Annotated in this window: 13 protein-coding genes; 6 read left to right on the forward strand and 7 right to left on the reverse strand. The window is 53.9% G+C overall.

Annotation, left to right across the window (positions count from 1 at the left end; translation table 11 throughout):
- Nucleotides 1–40: 40 nt before the first annotated feature.
- Nucleotides 41–1,036 carry a glyceraldehyde-3-phosphate dehydrogenase gene (gene gapA, locus ACLJTG_RS00790; RefSeq protein WP_000153505.1) on the reverse strand — a complete coding sequence of 332 codons (996 nt, stop codon included), beginning with the start codon at nt 1,034–1,036 and terminating at the stop codon, nt 41–43.
- Nucleotides 1,037–1,377: 341 nt separating this feature from the next.
- Here gapA and msrB point away from each other — a divergent pair, with 341 nt between their 5' ends.
- Both msrB and ACLJTG_RS00800 read left to right on the forward strand, forming a co-directional pair.
- Nucleotides 1,378–1,791 carry a peptide-methionine (R)-S-oxide reductase MsrB gene (msrB, locus tag ACLJTG_RS00795; RefSeq protein ID WP_001519539.1) on the forward strand — a complete coding sequence of 138 codons (414 nt, stop codon included), beginning with the start codon at nt 1,378–1,380 and terminating at the stop codon, nt 1,789–1,791.
- 41 nt (nt 1,792–1,832) lie between these two features.
- Nucleotides 1,833–2,111: a YeaC family protein gene (locus ACLJTG_RS00800; protein WP_001046864.1), complete on the forward strand. Its 279-nt coding sequence runs from the start codon at nt 1,833–1,835 to the stop codon at nt 2,109–2,111.
- 351 nt (nt 2,112–2,462) lie between these two features.
- On the opposite strand, the gene pncA is transcribed toward ACLJTG_RS00800, so the two are convergent.
- From pncA to sppA, 3 genes are all read right to left on the reverse strand, one after another.
- Complete coding sequence (pncA, locus tag ACLJTG_RS00805; RefSeq protein WP_000184707.1) at nt 2,463–3,119, reverse strand: bifunctional nicotinamidase/pyrazinamidase; 657 nt, start codon at nt 3,117–3,119, stop codon at nt 2,463–2,465.
- Nucleotides 3,120–3,145: 26 nt separating this feature from the next.
- Complete coding sequence (gene ansA, locus ACLJTG_RS00810; RefSeq protein ID WP_001170134.1) at nt 3,146–4,162, reverse strand: asparaginase; 1,017 nt, start codon at nt 4,160–4,162, stop codon at nt 3,146–3,148.
- A gap of 95 nt (nt 4,163–4,257) precedes the next feature.
- Nucleotides 4,258–6,114, reverse strand: coding sequence for a signal peptide peptidase SppA (gene sppA / locus ACLJTG_RS00815; protein ID WP_001259874.1), 1,857 nt, complete (start codon nt 6,112–6,114; stop codon nt 4,258–4,260).
- Nucleotides 6,115–6,287: 173 nt separating this feature from the next.
- On the opposite strand from sppA, the gene ACLJTG_RS00820 reads away from it, so the two are divergent.
- The 3 genes from ACLJTG_RS00820 (at nt 6,288) to topB (ending at nt 9,954) form a co-directional block, all read left to right on the forward strand.
- A complete protein-coding gene (locus tag ACLJTG_RS00820; RefSeq protein WP_079981142.1) occupies nt 6,288–6,839 on the forward strand; it encodes an NAD(P)H nitroreductase in 552 nt (183 codons plus the stop codon).
- Nucleotides 6,840–6,956: 117 nt separating this feature from the next.
- The gene (gene selD / locus ACLJTG_RS00825) at nt 6,957–8,000 is read left to right on the forward strand and encodes a selenide, water dikinase SelD (protein ID WP_001294904.1); all 1,044 of its coding nucleotides are present in this window, start codon (nt 6,957–6,959) and stop codon (nt 7,998–8,000) included.
- A 4-nt stretch (nt 8,001–8,004) separates the two neighbouring features.
- Nucleotides 8,005–9,954 (forward strand): DNA topoisomerase III, encoded by a 1,950-nt coding sequence (gene topB / locus ACLJTG_RS00830; protein WP_001235866.1) that lies wholly within the window; start codon nt 8,005–8,007, stop codon nt 9,952–9,954.
- 29 nt (nt 9,955–9,983) lie between these two features.
- Here the strand turns inward: topB and gdhA are convergent, their stop codons facing one another.
- Nucleotides 9,984–11,327: an NADP-specific glutamate dehydrogenase gene (gdhA, locus tag ACLJTG_RS00835; RefSeq protein WP_000372869.1), complete on the reverse strand. Its 1,344-nt coding sequence runs from the start codon at nt 11,325–11,327 to the stop codon at nt 9,984–9,986.
- A gap of 238 nt (nt 11,328–11,565) precedes the next feature.
- Between gdhA and ACLJTG_RS00840 the strand changes: the two genes are divergently transcribed.
- Nucleotides 11,566–11,841 (forward strand): YnjH family protein, encoded by a 276-nt coding sequence (locus ACLJTG_RS00840; RefSeq protein WP_001254682.1) that lies wholly within the window; start codon nt 11,566–11,568, stop codon nt 11,839–11,841.
- On the opposite strand, the gene ACLJTG_RS00845 is transcribed toward ACLJTG_RS00840, so the two are convergent.
- Both ACLJTG_RS00845 and xthA read right to left on the reverse strand, forming a co-directional pair.
- Nucleotides 11,801–12,217 carry a pyrimidine (deoxy)nucleoside triphosphate diphosphatase gene (locus ACLJTG_RS00845; protein WP_000592136.1) on the reverse strand — a complete coding sequence of 139 codons (417 nt, stop codon included), beginning with the start codon at nt 12,215–12,217 and terminating at the stop codon, nt 11,801–11,803. The genes ACLJTG_RS00840 and ACLJTG_RS00845 overlap by 41 nt on opposite strands.
- Nucleotides 12,218–12,289: 72 nt before the next feature.
- Entirely contained in the window at nt 12,290–13,096 is an 807-nt protein-coding gene (gene xthA / locus ACLJTG_RS00850; RefSeq protein WP_000673954.1) for an exodeoxyribonuclease III, read from the reverse strand.
- Between the last annotated feature and the right edge of the window lie 380 nt (nt 13,097–13,476).

Consider the following 13,476-nt stretch of genomic DNA (forward strand, 5'->3'; position numbering starts at 1 on the left):
CGACCTGAGTCGCTCTTACCAATGACTGTGTCATCTCAACTTATTTGGAGATGTGAGCAATCAGGTCCAGTACTTTGTTGGAGTAACCGGTTTCGTTATCGTACCAGGAGACCAGTTTCACGAAGTTGTCGTTCAGCGCGATGCCTGCTTTAGCATCGAACACGGAAGTGCATACTTCGCCGTTGAAATCGGTAGATACAACGTCGTCTTCGGTGTAACCCAGCACGCCTTTCATTTCGCCTTCGGCAGCAGCTTTAACAGCAGCTTTGATCTGCTCGTAGGTAGCCGCTTTTTCCAGACGAACGGTCAGGTCAACAACGGATACGTTCGGAGTCGGAACGCGGAACGCCATACCAGTCAGTTTGCCATTCAGTTCTGGCAGTACTTTACCTACCGCTTTAGCAGCGCCAGTAGAGGACGGGATGATGTTCTGAGATGCACCGCGGCCGCCGCGCCAGTCTTTGTGAGACGGGCCGTCAACGGTTTTCTGGGTTGCGGTAGTCGCGTGAACAGTAGTCATCAGACCTTCGATGATGCCGAAGTTGTCGTTGATAACTTTAGCCAGCGGCGCCAGGCAGTTGGTGGTGCAGGAAGCGTTGGAAACGATGTCCTGGCCTTCGTATTTGTCAAAGTTAGCGCCTTTAACAAACATTGGGGTGTTGTCTTTAGACGGACCCGTCAGAACCACTTTTTTCGCGCCAGCGGTGATGTGTTTACGCGCGGTTTCGTCAGTCAGGAAGATACCGGTAGCTTCAGCCACTACGTCAACACCAACTTCGTCCCATTTCAGGTTAGCCGGATCGCGTTCAGCGGTAACACGGATTTTTTTACCGTTAACGATCAGATGACCGTCTTTCACTTCAACAGTACCGTCGAAACGGCCGTGAGTGGAGTCATATTTCAGCATGTATGCCATGTACTCTGCGTCTAACAGGTCGTTGATTGCAACGATCTCGATGTCAGAACGTTTCTGAGCAGCACGGAAAACAATGCGACCGATACGGCCAAAACCGTTGATACCTACTTTGATAGTCATATATTCCACCAGCTATTTGTTAGTGAATAAAAGGTTGCCTGTAAAATTACAAAAACCTTACGCAGCGTCAAGCGGAATCGTGTCAATCATTGCGACAAATCAATCCTCTGCACAACCTTTGCGCGGCTGATTCGCCTCACTCTTCCTTTCGGCTTGAAACCACATGGGGGCGCCGCCCCGAATTTTAAAGGGCAACCGAGATAATAATGTGACATCAGTCACGATTCGTGAGCCGCCATTTCGCAATGATCAAGTTTAGAACAAAAGTTGGTACTGAGGTGTTAATGTTTTGTTAGAATCGGTCAGGCAATGTGAGCACGTTTAAAGTGAGATGTGAGCAAATGGCTAACCAACCTTCAGCAGAAGAACTCAAGAAAAAATTGTCCGAAATGCAATTCTATGTGACGCAGGATCGTGGCACAGAACCGCCATTTACCGGACGCCTGCTACATAATAAACGCGATGGGGTTTATCACTGCCTGGTCTGTGATACGCCGCTTTTTCACTCCCACACCAAATACGATTCAGGCTGCGGCTGGCCTAGCTTTTACCAGCCCGTCAGCGAAGAGGCGATTCGTTACATAGACGATTTTTCTCATGGCATGCAGCGTGTCGAAATTCGTTGCGGTAACTGCGATGCGCATCTCGGACACGTTTTCCCGGACGGGCCGCAGCCAACCGGTGAGCGCTATTGCGTTAACTCGGCCTCGCTGGCCTTTTCTGACGAGAAAAACGGCGATCAACTGAAAGGCTGAAAAAACGATTCAGCAAATTATTCCACAGGAGCGGACACATCATGAATCTTGATGAGATCATTAACAGCATGACGCCGGAAGTGTATCAACGTTTATCCACCGCCGTTGAGCTGGGTAAATGGCCGGATGGCGTGGCGTTGACGCCGGAACAGAAAGAAAACAGCCTGCAACTGGTGATGCTATGGCAGGCGCGGCACAATACCGAAGCGCAACATATGACGATCGATACTCACGGTCAGATGGTGATGAAAAGCAAGCAGCAGCTCAAAGCGGATTTCGGTATTACGTCAAAGCCGATTGCGACATTGAAAATGCAGTAACGGGGAGCCGGATAAGAGGTAGTCGCCATCCGGTGGTTTAATTGCCAATGCGTTGTGCTTACCGGGCCTGCTCATTGCTGCCAGGCACAGGCCCGCCATATTTTTACGAATAACGCTTAATGTCCAGCGAGTCCGCCAACTGTGTCGCTAACTGATTATTGTCATCGGTGCCTTATTCCCAGAACATTGCGACAGCCAGCCCGCGCTTTTTAATCTGTTTTGTTAGAAGCGCTCTCCAGCCTGCGTTGAGCTTTGCCTGGTAGCGACGCTGACGTGACGTATCCGGCCCAAAGATCTATGCAATGGTCTCACCGTTGCGTGATGTATTGACCGGATACGATACCTGCTCCGCTACCTGGCGACAGCCTGGCCCTGCGTCTCTTCCCAGTCTGCCAGCGTATACAGCGTCGCGCCTGCCGCCGCCATCTCCATAAACGCGTGTGCGCTATCCTGCGGGTGAATATTCACGCCGCGACAGCCATCGGTGATAACGTTAACGGCATAGCCCAACTCTAGCGCATCCAGCACCGTAAATTTTACGCAGTAATCGGTCGCCAACCCCATCACGATAAGCTCGGTAACGTCATGCTCGCGAAGCCAGGTATCAAGGGTAGTTTTCTGCCGATGTTCGTTGTCAAAAAACGCGCTGTAGCTATCAATCAGCGGGTTTTCACCCTTATAGATACAGGCGTCAATCGCATGTTGGTTAAGCAGGGGATGTAACGCCGCGCCGTCGGTATGTTGAACGCAGTGATCCGGCCAGAGCGTTTGCGGCAGCCCGTCCAGCTTTCCCTGACTATAGGGTTCCGCCTGATGCTGGCTGGCGAAGCTGCCATGCTGCGCGGGATGCCAGTCCTGGCTGGCCAGCACCGGAATCTGCCGGGGCTGGCACCAGTCAATAAGAGCGTTGGCGATGTCGATGGTGCTGTCGCCTTCCGCTACAGCCAGCGCGCCGCCGGCGCAAAAGTCATTTTGCAAGTCGACCAGTAATAAGGCCCGGTTTGTCATTATCTTCTCCTTGTCGTCGGGATTTTTTAATCATCCGGCGTCAATTCACCACGCAAGTTTTGCGCCATCGCGCTACGAATCGCCTGAGTGTCCAGACCCTGGCTTAACAAATAATGCAGTTTGGTTAAGGTGGCTTCGACAGTCATATCGGCACCGCCAATCACGCCAGCGTGCGCCAGTGCATTACCGGTAGCGTACCCGCCCATATTGACTCGCCCTGACATGCATTGCGTCAGGTTAACCACCACGATGCCGCGCGAACTGGCCTCTTTCAGCTCCTGTAAAAACGCTTTATTTTGCGGCGCGTTGCCTACGCCATAAGAGCGCAGAATCAGCGCTTTTACCGGCTGACGCAGAAAGTTACGTACTACCTCGGCGGAAATCCCCGGATAAATCGTCACTACGCCTATCGGCTGCGGCGTAATAGGGTGAACGATTAATTCACCAGAACCGTAGGGCGCGGGAGGCGTATTTAAACGGCGAATGTGAATTCCTGCTTCCAGCAAGGGCGGCAGATTAGGAGAGGCAAAAGCGTCAAAACCATCCGCATGGGCTTTGGTCGTGCGATTGCCGCGGAACAGACGATTATTAAAAAACAGCGTTACTTCATTAATAGGGTAGTTGGCGGCGACATAAAGCGCATTCAGCAAATTAATTTGCCCGTCGGAGCGCAGCTCAGCCAACGGAATTTGTGACCCTGTCACAATGACCGGTTTGCCCAGATTTTCCAGCATGAAAGAGAGCGCCGATGCGGTAAACGCCATCGTGTCGGTGCCGTGCAGAATAACAAAACCGTCATACTCATCGTAGTGCGCTTTGATATCTGCAGCGATATGCTGCCAGTCTTCCGGCGTCATATCTGATGAATCCATCAGCGGGGCATATTCATGGATGGTAAAATCCGGCATCTCCGGGCGGTGGAATTCCGGCATCAGCGCCAGCTGACGCTGAAGATGCCCAGACACCGGGATATACCCTTTATCTGAGCGCTGCATACCGATAGTACCGCCGGTATAGGCAACGTAAATTGATTTCTTTTGCATGATAATGTTCAGTCGTGTCGCGAAGGACGTATTAATGATTATCGGATGGCGGCTATGAGCAGACGCCGCCATCCGGTATGGCTATTGATGAAGCATTAGCGAACGTTCGCGCAAGTCAAACAGAACGCATAACGGTTTTGCGGATCGTTAAATGCCGCCAGTTTATCCCCCTCGGCCTTCACCGTGTTGGCGGCGGAAACGAGCGGCGCCGGGAGCATCGCCTGAATGGCCTCCGGCAGCATGGCGCGTACTGATCCGGTCATACTGTCCATGACCATATCAAGGACCGTCGGTTCGTCCTGATAGTAATCAAGATGCCACTGTTTCAGTTTCGCCAGCTCCGCCGCTTTGGCGACGGCGTCGTCAAAGTCGCCGAGACTGTCCACCAGACCATTGGCTTTCGCGTCTTCTCCGGTCCAGACATGGCCTTGTGCGATTTTATCAATCTGCTCCGGCGTACGCTTACGCGCGTCTGCCACCAGCGTGATAAAGCGTTTGTAGCCGTACTCAATACTGAGTTGCATCATCTGCTGCACTTCCGGTGACAGCGCTTTGGTCATCGAAATATCCGCCAGCGGCGAGGTGGAAACGCCGTCGCTGTGTACGCCAATCGACGACAGGCTGTTTTCTACCGTATTGATGACGCCGAAGATGCCAATTGAACCCGTCAGCGTGCTGGGGCTGGCCACGATATAGTTTGCCGGCGTAGAGATCCAGTAACCGCCGGAGGCCGCCATGCCGCCCATTGAGACCACCACCGGTTTGCCAGCCGCTCTTGCCGCCGCCAGTTCGGCGCGGATAACTTCGGAGGCGTTGACGCTACCGCCTGGGCTATTGACGCGCAGCACAATCGCTTTCACTTTAGGATCAAGGCGTGCGTCGCGGATCTGCGATGCCGTAGTGTCGCCGCCGACATTCCCTGGCGTTTCTTCGCCATCCATAATCGCGCCATTGGCGAAAATAACCGCAATAGTACCGCCGGTATCCGCAGGCGTTTTCAGCGAATAATCGTAATAGCTGATCGCGCGATAGTTATTTTCGGTTTTGCTCCAGCCAAACTGCTTCGTCAGCGCTTTTTCAACATCTGCGCTGGAGGCGAGGGCGTCCACCAGTTTATGGTCGAGCGCATATTTGGCGGTGTCGCCGCCCACGCTAGTTAACCCGTCGATAATAGCCTGCGCGCCGGGGAAGAGTTGTTGCGGCGAAATCTGGCGATTGGCGGAAACGGTATGCAGGTAGTTCTGCCACAGTTCGCCTATCCAGCGGCTGTCGGCCTCGCGGGCGGCGGGCGACATATCGTCGCGGATAAACGGCTCGACGGCGGATTTATAGGTGCCGACCCGGAAAACGTGGGTAGAGACTTTCAGCTTATCCAGCAGCGTTTTGTAGTACAGGCCATTCGTAGCGAAGCCGTGAAGATCTACCTGACCCTGTGGGGAAAGCCAAATTTTATTGGCGAAACTGGCGAGGTAATACTGACCCTGGCTGTAGTTTTCACCCACGGCGAAAACCGGTTTGCCGCTGTCGCGGAATTCGCGCAGCGCTTTACCGATATAGCGCATTGATGGCTGATCGGCGCCGGTGAAGTTTTTCAGATCCAGAACGATACCCGTGATATTACGGTCATCTTTCGCCTGACGAATAGCGTTGACGATGTCAAACAGGGAGTTTTCCTGCAGACGGTCGGAGCTGGCGCCAAATAACTGGCGACCCAGCGCGCCCAGACGATGATTGGTGGACGGTTTATCCACAATGACGCCGGAAATATCCAGCAGCAGAGCGCCGCGCGCGGTTTGCTCACTGTTGCTGCCGTTACCGATCTGCATCCAGATCCCAACGCCCACCAGGACCAGAAAAATAAAGAACAGGTTGAGTACCATTTCACGGACGAAGTTCAACACTCGCCACGTCCATTTAAAAAATCCGGCAATAAATCGCCACAGGGTTCGCATGTATTCTCCCTATCTGAGTAACAACGCTTATACCTTGGTGAGGATAAAGCATTAAGATGTGGCTATCGTAATGACCCATCAGGCAGTTGTCAGCAGGAATCACTGCCTGCGCTGTAACAAAATCCGCTCCCGTGTTAATTTTGTGAATAAATATCATTGCTGGAGTTAATCAAATGGATGCACTAGAACTGCTGGTCAACCGTCGTAGCGCCTCTCGTCTCGCAGAACCGGCGCCTGTCGGAGAGCAATTACAGAACATTCTGCGGGCGGGAATGCGTGTTCCCGATCATAAATCTCTACAGCCGTGGCGTTTTTTTGTGATTGAAGGAGAGGGGCGCGACCGCTTCAGCGCCGTGCTTGAACAAGGCGCTGTCGCTGCCGGGGGCGATGAGAAAGCGATCGAAAAAGCGCGTAATGCGCCGTTTCGCGCGCCGCTGATCATTACAGTGGTGGCGAAATGCGAAGAAAACCATAAGGTTCCGGTGTGGGAACAGGAGATGTCTGCCGGATGCGCGGTGATGGCGATGCAAATGGCGGCGATTGCGCAAGGGTTTAATGGTATCTGGCGTAGCGGCGCATTAACGGAGAGCGCTATCGTGCGGGAAGCCTTTGAGTGCCGTCCTCAGGATAAAATTGTTGGTTTTCTCTATCTCGGCACGCCGCAGCTCAAAGCGTCAATGACGATCAGTACCCCCGACCCCACGCCGTTTGTGCGTTATTTCTGACGCTGAGGGATAAAACTGTCTGGATTCTGAGCAAAGGCGCGGTAATTCAGACAGTGATACTTACCACATCAGGGAATGAGCGCTACCATAGCGCGAATGCAATGACAGGAGATGTCCATGAGCGAGCAAGCCATTCGTTTAACGCAATACAGCCACGGCGCTGGTTGCGGTTGTAAAATTTCCCCTAAAGTGCTGGAGACTATCCTGCATAGCGAGCAGGCGAAGTTCGTCGACCCGAATCTGTTGGTGGGTAATGAAACCCGCGATGATGCGGCGGTTTACGATCTGGGTAATGGCACCAGTATTATCAGCACCACCGACTTCTTTATGCCGATAGTCGACAACCCGTTCGATTTTGGCCGCATTGCGGCAACAAACGCCATCAGCGATATTTTTGCGATGGGCGGCAAACCGATTATGGCGATCGCGATCCTTGGCTGGCCGATTAATACCCTGTCGCCCGATATTGCGCGTGAAGTGACCGAGGGGGGGCGCTTTGCCTGCCGTCAGGCCGGTATCGCGCTGGCGGGCGGACACTCTATTGACGCCCCGGAGCCGATCTTTGGTCTCGCGGTCACAGGCGTAGTGCCGACCGAACGGGTGAAGAAAAACAGTACCGCGCAGGCGGGATGCAAACTCTTTCTGACCAAACCGTTGGGGATTGGCGTGTTGACCACCGCCGAGAAAAAATCGCTGCTTAAACCTGAACATCAGGGGCTGGCGACGGAAGTCATGTGTCGGATGAACGTTGCTGGCGCGGCGTTTGCCAATATCGATGGCGTAAAAGCCATGACTGACGTTACCGGTTTTGGCCTGCTGGGGCACCTGAGCGAGATGTGCCAGGGCGCAGGCGTGCAGGCGATGCTTTGCTATCAGGACATCCCTAAACTGCCGGGCGTGGAAGAGTATATTGCTCTGGGCGCCGTACCGGGCGGCACAGAGCGCAACTTCGCCAGCTATGGTCATCTGATGGGCGACATGTCGCGTGAAGTTCGTAGCCTGCTGTGCGATCCGCAAACGTCAGGCGGTCTGTTGTTGGCGGTAACGCCGGACGCCGAAGACGATGTTAAAGCCACTGCGGCGGAATTTGGTATCGAGCTGACCGCGATTGGCGAACTGGTCGAGGCCCGCGGCGGTCGCGCTATGGTTGAGATTCGTTAACCTGATGCGGTTGTTTATTGCCGAAAAACCGAGTCTGGGGCGCGCCATTGCGGATGTGCTGCCAAAACCGCACCGTAAAGGCGATGGTTTTATTGAGTGCGGAAACGGGCAGGTCGTCACCTGGTGTATTGGTCATTTGCTGGAACAGGCGCAGCCCGATGCGTATGACAGCCGTTATGCGCGCTGGAATCTGGCTGACCTGCCTATCGTGCCGGAAAAATGGCAGCTTCAGCCTCGTCCTTCCGTCACCAAACAGCTCAATGTGATTAAGCGCTTTTTGCATCAAGCCGGTGAAATTATTCACGCCGGCGACCCGGATCGCGAAGGGCAGCTTCTGGTTGATGAAGTGCTGGATTATCTCCAGCTTCCTGCCGAAAAGCGCCAGCAGGTGCGGCGTTGTCTGATAAACGACCTTAACCCGCAGGCGGTCGAGCGTGCTATTGACAGGCTGCGGGCGAACAGCGACTTCGTGCCGCTGTGCGTCTCCGCGCTGGCGCGAGCGCGAGCGGACTGGCTGTATGGCATTAATATGACCCGCGCTTACACGATCCTGGGCCGTAATGCCGGCTATCAGGGCGTGTTATCCGTGGGACGCGTGCAGACGCCGGTACTGGGGCTGGTGGTGCGGCGAGACGAAGAGATTGAGAACTTCGTCGCCAAAGACTTCTTTGAAGTGAAGGCGCACATCGTTACGCCTGCCGACGAGCGTTTTACCGCTATCTGGCAGCCGAGCGAGGCGTGCGAACCTTATCAGGATGAAGAGGGGCGCTTGCTTCATCGTCCGCTGGCGGAGCATGTAGTGAACCGAATCAACGGTCAGCCCGCGCTGGTAACCAGTTATAATGATAAACGGGAATCAGAATCCGCGCCGCTGCCGTTTTCGCTCTCGACGCTACAGATTGAAGCCGCCAAACGCTTTGGCCTGAGCGCGCAAAATGTGCTTGATATTTGTCAGAAGCTCTATGAAACCCACAAACTGATTACCTATCCGCGTTCCGACTGCCGTTATCTGCCGGAAGAACACTTTGCCGGACGGCAGGCGGTCATGAACGCGATTAGCGTCCACGCCCCGGATTTACTGCCGCAGCCTGTGGTTAATCCTGATACGCGCAATCGCTGCTGGGATGACAAAAAAGTGGATGCGCACCACGCGATTATCCCGACGGCGCGCAGTTCTTCTGTCCATCTGACGGAAAACGAAGCGAAAGTGTACACCCTGATTGCGCGTCAGTATCTGATGCAGTTCTGCCCGGACGCGGTGTTTCGTAAATGCGTTATTGAACTGGAAATCGCCAAAGGGAAATTTGTCGCCAAAGCGCGTTTTCTGGCGGAGGCCGGTTGGCGGACGTTACTGGGCAGTAAAGAGCGCGACGAGGAAAACGACGGTACGCCGCTGCCGGTTGTCGCCAAAGGTGATGAGTTGCTGTGTGAAAAGGGGGAAGTGGTCGAGCGCCAAACCCAGCCGCCGCGTCATTTTACTGATGCGACATTGCTTTCCGCGATGACCGGAATTGCCCGCTTCGTGCAGGATAAAGATCTGAAAAAGATCCTGCGCGCGACCGATGGGCTGGGGACGGAAGCCACGCGCGCCGGGATTATCGAGCTGCTGTTCAAACGTAGCTTTCTGACCAAAAAAGGGCGCTACATTCATTCTACCGATGCTGGCAAAGCGTTAATACATTCGCTGCCGGAAATGGCGGCCCGTCCAGATATGACCGCGCACTGGGAATCTGTTTTGACGCAAATCAGCGAAAAGCAGTGCCGTTACCAGGATTTCATGCAACCGCTGGTCGGCACGTTATATCAGCTGATCGAGCAGGCTAAGCGCACGCCGGTGAAGCGCTTCAGAGGGATAGTCGCGCCAGGCGGTGGAGACAAGAAAAAGAGCGCGCCGCGTAAGCGAGCGGGCAAAAAAAGCCCGCCTGCTGAGGAGACAGGCCGTCAGACCGAATAAGCGTAAAGCTATCTGGCCTGACGACGGGATTAAATGACGCCCTGCGCCAGCATGGCGTCGGCGACTTTCACGAAACCGGCGATGTTGGCGCCCTGAACGTAGTTGGTATGCTTATTGTCGCCGCCGTACTCGACACAGGCGTGGTGGATATCCAGCATAATGTGATGCAGACGGGCGTCCACTTTCTCGGCTTTCCAGCTCAACCGCGCGGCGTTCTGCGCCATTTCCAGCCCCGATGTCGCCACGCCGCCCGCGTTGGCGGCTTTACCCGGCGCAAACAGTACGCCCGCTTCAAGGAAGAGATCGGTCGCTTCAATCGTGGTTGGCATATTTGCCCCTTCCGCCACGGCTTTTACGCCATTGGCAATCAGTACGCGCGCGGCGTCAACGTCCAGTTCGTTCTGCGTCGCGCATGGCAGGGCGATATCCACCGGTACGCTCCAGGGCTGCTGGCCTTCCAGATAGGTTAAGCCAAACTCACGGGCGTAGTCAGCGACGCGACCGTCACGGCTGGCTTTAATTTCACACAGACGCGCCAGCTTCTCTGGCGTGAAGCCACTTTCATCGACCACCGTCCCGCTCGAATCCGACGCGGTAACCACGCGCGCGCCAAAGGCCATCGCTTTCTCAATGGCGTATTGCGCTACGTTGCCGGAGCCGGACACGGCGACGCGCATCCCTTCGAAACCGAGACCATGACGTTTAAGCATCGCTTCGGTAAAGTAGACCAGGCCATAGCCCGTCGCCTCCGGGCGAATCAGGCTGCCGCCGAAGGAAAGCCCTTTGCCGGTGAAGACGCAGGAGCTGTTATTGGAAAGCTTGCGCATCATTCCCGCCATAAAGCCCACTTCGCGCCCGCCCACGCCGATATCCCCGGCAGGCACGTCGGTATCCGGCCCTAAATGGCGATACAGTTCAGTCATCAGCGCCTGGCAGAAACGCATCACTTCGCCTTCGCTTTTCCCTTTCGGATCGAAATCGCTGCCGCCTTTACCGCCGCCCATCGGCAACGTGGTGAGGGCATTTTTAAAGGTTTGCTCAAAGCCGAGGAACTTAAGGATGGAAAGGTTTACCGAAGGATGGAAGCGCATACCGCCTTTATAGGGGCCGATAGCAGAGTTGAACTGCACGCGCCAGGCGCGATTTACCTGCACCTGGTTTTTGTCGTCCAGCCACACTACGCGAAACTGGATTACGCGCTCTGGTTCAACCAAACGTTCCAGTAAAGACATGTGGCGGTAACGGGGGTTTTGTTCAAGAAACGGCCACAGGGTGGTCATGACTTCACGGACGGCTTGCGCGAACTCGGTTTGATGCGGGTCGCGCTTTTGTACATGGTTGAGGAACGATTCCAGAGAACATGTCTGATCCATAGATATAAAAACCTCTTATATATTAATGTGGTTGTATTTGCGTTTTATCAGAATATGTATTTGCAGTTTTCGACTATACCATCAGCAATGTGACGGTAAGCAAGAAAAAAATGACGCTGCTAAGTAAATTCATAACGGGGCGAGGGTCATAACTAAAAGCGATGACAAAAGAGGATTAAAGTTTTCACGGCGGCTTACCGTTATACTGAGAATATACTTAGAAAAATAAGGAAATCCTATGCGCCGAAGCCTCGTGGTCGCCGTGATGGCGATAATGCCAATGGTCGGGCTGGCAAACCAGAACAGTCGTCCTGATATTCAGGTGAATGTCCCGCCGGAAGTTTTCAGCACGCGCGGTCAGTCGTCCCAGCCCTGCATTCAGTGCTGCGTTTACCAGGATCAGAATTACTCCGAAGGCGCGGTAATAAAAGTGGAAGGCGTCTTGCTCCAGTGCCAGCGTGACGAAAAAACCATCAGCACGAATCCGTTAGTCTGGCGTCGCGTAAAGCCATAAACGCCTGCAATAGCGGAATATCCGCCGGGGCGAGGGGGTACTCCAGCGCCTCTTCCGGCGTACACCAGGCTAATGCCTGATGTTCCAGCGCACGTATCAGACCGTTAAACGCAGGCACATGCCAGGCGTGCAAATGAATTCGTCGGCCAGACACGTCGCGTTGATGGCTGGCGATATAGACGCCGGGCGTGGCGTCAATCCCTAACTCTTCGCGTAGCTCGCGGATAAGCGCCTGCGGCTGGGTTTCGCCGGGTTCGACTTTACCGCCGGCAAATTCCCATAAACCGGCTTGATCCGCATGAGCTGGGCGCTGGGCCAGCAGTATTTTGCCGTCGCGTTCAATGATGGCGGCAACAACATCGAGTTTTTTTATCATTGTCGTTAAGGTCGTTATTCCTGCCGGGAAGCGTCGCGCTATCCCGGCCTTACGGTTAATCAGAAAGCGGAATCAAACCCGAAACGTCGCCCAGACCGGCGCATGGTCGGAGGGTTTTTCCATACTGCGAATGTCGTAGTCTATACCGGTTTCTGCGCAACGTTCCGCCAGCGGAGCGCTTGCCAGCAAGAGGTCAATGCGCAGTCCGCGATTATCCACGAAACCTTTTGAGCGGTAATCAAACCACGAAAATTTATCCATCGTTTGCGGATTCGCCTGACGGAACGTGTCCACTAATCCCCACTTCAGTAACCGTGACATCCATTCACGCTCCTCCGGCAGGAAGGAGCATTTACCGGTACGCAGCCAGCGTTTGCGGTTTTCTTCGCCGATGCCAATATCCAGATCGGTCGGGCTGATATTCATGTCGCCCATAATTAATACCGGATTATCGCACTTGAGTTCCGTTTCAAGATAGTTTTGCAAGTTCTGATAAAACTGCGCTTTCGCGGGGAACTTCAACGGATGATCCCGGCTTTCCCCCTGCGGGAAATAGCCGTTAATGACGGTGATATTACCCAGCGGCGAGGGGATTTCCGCCATGATAATGCGGCGTTGCGCCTCTTCGCCATCATCCGGGAAACCGCGTCTGACGGAAATGGGCGTGGCTTTTGTTAGCAGCGCGACGCCGTAATGGCCCTTTTGTCCATGATAGAAAACGTTATAGCCCAGCTTCGCGACCTCTTCGAGCGGGAACATTTCGTCGTGGACTTTTGTCTCCTGTAGACCGATCACATCGGGCTGGTGTTTTTCGACAATCGCTTCAAGCTGATGGGGACGGGCGCGCAGGCCGTTGATATTAAAAGAGACAAATTTCATAGTCACTGCCACTTTGCAAGGTGAATCGTGTTGGGATGGTAACAGAAATTTTACCGGGTGACTGCCACTCATCGTCAGATTCGGCCAATGGAAGCGTATGGTGTTTTCTATAGCGCGAAAATGGCACGGTTTGCGTGCAGATGCGCCAGAACGGGGCGGTAATTTCCAGTAAATTTCGTATAAGATCACAATTCCAGAATTATATTTGGCAACTGAATAATATTTCGCTTTTTCCTCTTTTTAGTCACCGATTATGCGGGAATATTCACTTTTCATGCAGTAAAAGTGAATATCGCTACGCTGTAACCCATTGATTTACCGTTTATCACCTCTGTTTATGCAATGTTAACGCTGGCTGGCACGAATGCTGCAATCTACAT

The sequence above is a fragment of the Salmonella sp. SAL00672 genome, from assembly GCF_046552175.1.
Lineage (GTDB): Bacteria > Pseudomonadota > Gammaproteobacteria > Enterobacterales > Enterobacteriaceae > Salmonella > Salmonella enterica.

What these genes read in the sequence shown, in the direction of transcription:
- pncA (WP_000184707.1), bottom strand. Translation starts at nt 3,119, where the DNA reads ATGACAAACCGGGCCTTATTACTGGTCGACTTGCAAAATGACTTTTGC.
- ACLJTG_RS00820 (WP_079981142.1), top strand. Translation starts at nt 6,288, where the DNA reads ATGGATGCACTAGAACTGCTGGTCAACCGTCGTAGCGCCTCTCGTCTC.
- ACLJTG_RS00840 (WP_001254682.1), top strand. Translation starts at nt 11,566, where the DNA reads ATGCGCCGAAGCCTCGTGGTCGCCGTGATGGCGATAATGCCAATGGTC.
- msrB (WP_001519539.1), top strand. Translation starts at nt 1,378, where the DNA reads ATGGCTAACCAACCTTCAGCAGAAGAACTCAAGAAAAAATTGTCCGAA.
- sppA (WP_001259874.1), bottom strand. Translation starts at nt 6,114, where the DNA reads ATGCGAACCCTGTGGCGATTTATTGCCGGATTTTTTAAATGGACGTGG.
- gapA (WP_000153505.1), bottom strand. Translation starts at nt 1,036, where the DNA reads ATGACTATCAAAGTAGGTATCAACGGTTTTGGCCGTATCGGTCGCATT.
- xthA (WP_000673954.1), bottom strand. Translation starts at nt 13,096, where the DNA reads ATGAAATTTGTCTCTTTTAATATCAACGGCCTGCGCGCCCGTCCCCAT.
- gdhA (WP_000372869.1), bottom strand. Translation starts at nt 11,327, where the DNA reads ATGGATCAGACATGTTCTCTGGAATCGTTCCTCAACCATGTACAAAAG.
- topB (WP_001235866.1), top strand. Translation starts at nt 8,005, where the DNA reads ATGCGGTTGTTTATTGCCGAAAAACCGAGTCTGGGGCGCGCCATTGCG.
- ACLJTG_RS00845 (WP_000592136.1), bottom strand. Translation starts at nt 12,217, where the DNA reads ATGATAAAAAAACTCGATGTTGTTGCCGCCATCATTGAACGCGACGGC.
- ansA (WP_001170134.1), bottom strand. Translation starts at nt 4,162, where the DNA reads ATGCAAAAGAAATCAATTTACGTTGCCTATACCGGCGGTACTATCGGT.
- ACLJTG_RS00800 (WP_001046864.1), top strand. Translation starts at nt 1,833, where the DNA reads ATGAATCTTGATGAGATCATTAACAGCATGACGCCGGAAGTGTATCAA.
- selD (WP_001294904.1), top strand. Translation starts at nt 6,957, where the DNA reads ATGAGCGAGCAAGCCATTCGTTTAACGCAATACAGCCACGGCGCTGGT.